Origin of the sequence: Nitritalea halalkaliphila LW7, assembly GCF_000265075.1 — a bacterium.
Lineage (GTDB): Bacteria > Bacteroidota > Bacteroidia > Cytophagales > Cyclobacteriaceae > Nitritalea > Nitritalea halalkaliphila.
On sequence record NZ_AJYA01000032.1, the window covers coordinates 1 to 3,978 of the forward strand.

Consider the following 3,978-nt stretch of genomic DNA (forward strand, 5'->3'; position numbering starts at 1 on the left):
AAAAAGTATTCTTAGAAGTCTTAATCCTTGTTTTAGTGGATGGCGTACTCTGAGAGCTAACTCCAGTTTGACTGATTTTCAGTGAGTTAAAAATGAAAATCGAGTCAAAAATTTTTAGTTTTACGTTTATAAACGCCATTTGCTCTTAGAATTCTTTCTAAAAGTAGCGCATTTTGGACACTTTCACAAGTGGGGCTGGTGCCTTTTTCACGTGAAAAGCACTTGAAATAGGAAATTCACACACAGAGCACTGCGTAATACATGAGCTGAATCTTTACCGAAACTATTCTACAGAATCGGTGAGACGAATTAACTTCCAACCCCATGCCGACTTACCCTTTACAGGCGCTAACATAGCTAAGCCAGTTACCTGCTGACCAGGCTGCAGAGGATGCAGGTTTAAAAAGGAAGGCTCAACAAATACCTTGCCCACGAATCCAAAAGCTTTGCCCTGCACAGGTGTAAACGTGTCTGCAACCTGCTTTAAAAGCGGGTGCTCTTGGCACTCACTTAGCCGAAGAGCTCGAACCTGAAAATATCCTGAGTTCCCCTCTGAAAACTTCCCCTTTAACACATATACCTGTCCCACTTCGGGCATTTTTTTGTACTTACCGAAGCCCTGCTGGCGTTCCGTATCGGTAAAACCGAAAAGCTTTTTGCTCTCGTTCACATACGTAATCACTACCTGCACGGCTCGTATATCCTCCTCATCAAGCAAGGCTTCAGCTGGGACGGCTGCTGCGGTGTAAGCGGTAGCACGGCTAGGTGTAGTCGTAAACCATGGACTAGCAAGTAACTCCTTGTGCTGCTGGCGTAAGCCCCACTGTTCTTTTTGGCGTACCGCCACTATTTGCTCTAATTCATACTTCGCCTCAGCATATCTCCCCTGAAGCACTAAAAAATTCATCAACCGCTCCCGGATACCTAACAGAAAAGCAGGCTTCGTGGAACATAAGAGTGCTTTACATAAACAAGCAAAATAAAGTTCAGGATCGTCTTCATAAGCCTCTGCGTACACCTGCCAAACCCAAAACTCCTTCGCCTTCCGCAATGCAAAGTGCTTAAATGCACGCAAGCCGCTCTCTCTGTCACCTAAAGCCAAAAGAAGCTTGGCCTTAAAATAAGGAACATAAAGCATGTGAGGGTGTATCTCTAACTTGGGCTCCACTACCTGTGTAATATAAGCGAGAATAACTTCATCCGGAGGAGATTCTCTTAAAAGCGCCTTACTGTACACGATGTGAAGGCGCTCGGCTAGGGCCATAATCTTTTTCCCCTCATACAGCTGACCCTGATAATCCTCTTCTTCCAGCTGCTCGAAACCTAATAAGTAATGAATCGCGTCTACTTGACTTACAGTATCCCACTCTTCAGCGGGCACCTTGATCAACTGCTGTAAAATCAGTTTAAAAACGAGTGTTTTCTTTGCAGGAACATGCGTCCTAAATGTTTCAAAATACCCAAACAAAGTAGCCCAATCTGGATTTTCTTCTTTGTTAAACTGCCGAAATAAATAAAACATGCACCAGCTAAGTTGCTCTTCGTGAACGTCATGCTGTTCTATCAAGAGTTCAAATGCAGCGGCATAGTGCCCCTGCTCTACAAGTGATTTCACACGGAGATATTCACCACGCACAACCTGTCGAAGATAATCGATGCGCTCATGAAGTAAAACTTCATCCGCTGGCATCTGCATTAAATCAAACTCGCGAAGGAAATGTAGCGCTTTCTCCTGCTCACCACCCTGTGCACATTTTTTCATGCAATAATAAAGAGACCATGCATGTTGCCGATCGAATCCAAATCGCATATTGTTGTTTTTCATAGTCTTGGCGCGAAAGCTGATAAGCCTCTTCGTGCCGATGCGCAGCACGTAGCGCTTTAATCGTATCCATACTCATAAAAACACGGTGTTTGGAGGATCTATAATTTGTTCGATATTAACATTCTGCCCGATTAACTTCATACTACGTGCATCCGAAATGTTCAGCGGAACCAAAATAATACTATCTTGATTTTCGTAAACGTCGTTAATTTCAACTAAGGTCTGCTTAATTTCCTCGAATTTTTTATGATCAGAGTGCACTAAAAAAACAGATTTCTGAACACGCACACAGCCGTTTTTGATCAGATACTGCGCCACTAGACGCCGTACCTTATTGTTTTGGATGTCGTACATGATAAAGTAGTTCATCGTAGTGCTTTTTATAGGTTTTCCTTGAAATATTTTCAGAATTTTCTGGATCCTTGATTGTAAAGGAAGCAGCGCGTCCTCAGGGTCTAGCTGCTGACGCTGCTGCTCAGGGTGAGCCAGTAAGCCACTCTCTCGGATTTTCTGAATCCGTTCCTTCAAGTCGAACACCTTAGATTTAGGCTTTGCCATCTACTGCATCATTATCAAAACTGGCCTTTAAAAACTCCGCTAGGGTTTTGGCAAACTCCCGGTGACTACCCGTCTTCAAGGTACCCACCACTCTAACCCCACGAGGAGAAAAAAACACATTCACCTCTGCCCATATTTTCCCAGAACGAATTTTTACCTGACGGCCATAAGCTATAGGCCGCACATGCTCTATTTCAGCATTAATTTCTTCCAAATAACCCTTGAGTTGTTCCATCACCGCTTCTAACTCTTCCGGTTGTTCATAGTGCTTCTCAACTGGTTTTTTTACTTTCAGTCCCGTTTTTTGCTTTATAAAGTTTAGAACCTCATCGGGAAGCTCCTGCCCAGGATGTACTTTCAATTCTTTTTGTTTTTCTGCTAGTTGTGCCTTCTGTGCTTTTTCTATGGCGCGAGCAGCTTTTTCTACTTCTTCTATCGCAGTGAATGACTCCTTTTGGACGAAGTCCTCTGGATTAACCTCTTGGGCATCCGCGCGATAAAAAGCATCAGGGTCGAAACTAACAAAACAGCATCTACTTACGTCATGTGTCTTATGGTCTAGCGCTGAGCCTAACTGGTACTCTTCTCCAAAAGCTTGACAAAAAGCCTTATAAAAAACACTATAGTAGGCGGGATCCGTTATACTAGGACTTAGCCTAAACATCACTTTCAAGCCATCACCGCTCGGCGAAGTGAAAAGCAACTCGACCCGGGGATCCTCGATTAACTTACCTTTCAGCTCCTCCTTCGACAAGCCATGCTCCCCCATATGATCGATATCTAGAAGAAAACGATCCGTGTATAGAAAATTCTCTTTTCGTCTGATTTTAGGGTGAAATTGAGCACAAACGATATAAGGCAAGGTAGTTTTTAAACGCCGATATTGCGCTGGGTCCATGGCCCTTAGTGCCTGCAACTTACGCTGCAGGGAAGCCACCTGCCCGGCAGGATTACGAAGCGCTAAATGTAGCTTATCTATGGTTACGTCTTGAAGCTGATCTCCAGCTTGCGTCACATGCTTTCCTAAACGTATCATTGGTCACCTCCTTTCTCGGTAAAAAACTTGGCCAGTTTACGCATTTGTTCATCCATGTGGGACGACCTGCTCAGGGACTTCCCATTTAGCTGAATGATCTCACCTAAATAGTCATTTACGGATTGTATCAAAATCCTTTTGGCCAACGGCCCCAGAAGCAGTGCCGCTTCCTCGTTTTCCTGCTCAAAACCCTCCATAGGAAATGCCTCGGCTAGGCAAAGCTGAATAACCACATAATCCATCCAGGAGCGGTACCTTTCGATGACATCAAAAACTAAGGCGGGGCGATTATAATCGTCGCGATGGAAGATGCCAACATAAGGGTCTATGCCGGCACGAATTAGGGCTCCCTCTACTTTTCCATATAAGATACCGTAAGCATAATTCAGTAGCGCATTAAATGGATCTCGAGCGGGCTGCCGGTCTCTTCCTTTAAAGATGTAAGGAGTGGGCATCAGCTGAGAAATAGCTTGGAAATACCTTTTGCCAGAGGCTCCTTCCCAGCGTAAAGTGGGCGCCACATCGGAAATGAAGGCGCCCTCTACCTGCTGAACCTTTA

At 44.5% G+C, this 3,978-nt stretch carries 4 protein-coding genes; all 4 read right to left on the bottom strand.

Going from position 1 to position 3,978, the window contains the following annotated elements; translation table 11 throughout:
- Positions 1-283 precede the first annotated feature (283 nt).
- Complete coding sequence (locus tag A3SI_RS11430; RefSeq protein WP_040670785.1) at positions 284-1,762, bottom strand: DUF7017 domain-containing protein; 1,479 nt, start codon at positions 1,760-1,762, stop codon at positions 284-286.
- A 135-nt stretch (positions 1,763-1,897) separates the two neighbouring features.
- Positions 1,898-2,383, bottom strand: coding sequence for a CRISPR-associated endonuclease Cas2 (gene cas2 / locus A3SI_RS11435; RefSeq protein ID WP_050977512.1), 486 nt, complete (start codon positions 2,381-2,383; stop codon positions 1,898-1,900).
- Positions 2,370-3,419, bottom strand: a complete 1,050-nt coding sequence (locus A3SI_RS17590; RefSeq protein WP_009056025.1) for a CRISPR-associated primase-polymerase type B — start codon at positions 3,417-3,419, stop codon at positions 2,370-2,372. The genes cas2 and A3SI_RS17590 overlap by 14 nt, the downstream gene beginning before the upstream one ends.
- Positions 3,416-3,978: CRISPR-associated endonuclease Cas1 (gene cas1 / locus A3SI_RS11445; RefSeq protein WP_009056027.1), on the bottom strand; the 563-nt coding region annotated here is incomplete at its 5' end. The genes cas1 and A3SI_RS17590, both read right to left, overlap by 4 nt.

Excerpts from the sequence above, each read along its gene's own strand:
- A3SI_RS11430 (WP_040670785.1), bottom strand. The coding sequence starts at position 1,762 with ATGAAAAAATGTGCACAGGGTGGTGAGCAGGAGAAAGCGCTACATTTC.
- cas2 (WP_050977512.1), bottom strand. The coding sequence starts at position 2,383 with ATGGCAAAGCCTAAATCTAAGGTGTTCGACTTGAAGGAACGGATTCAG.
- A3SI_RS17590 (WP_009056025.1), bottom strand. The coding sequence starts at position 3,419 with ATGATACGTTTAGGAAAGCATGTGACGCAAGCTGGAGATCAGCTTCAA.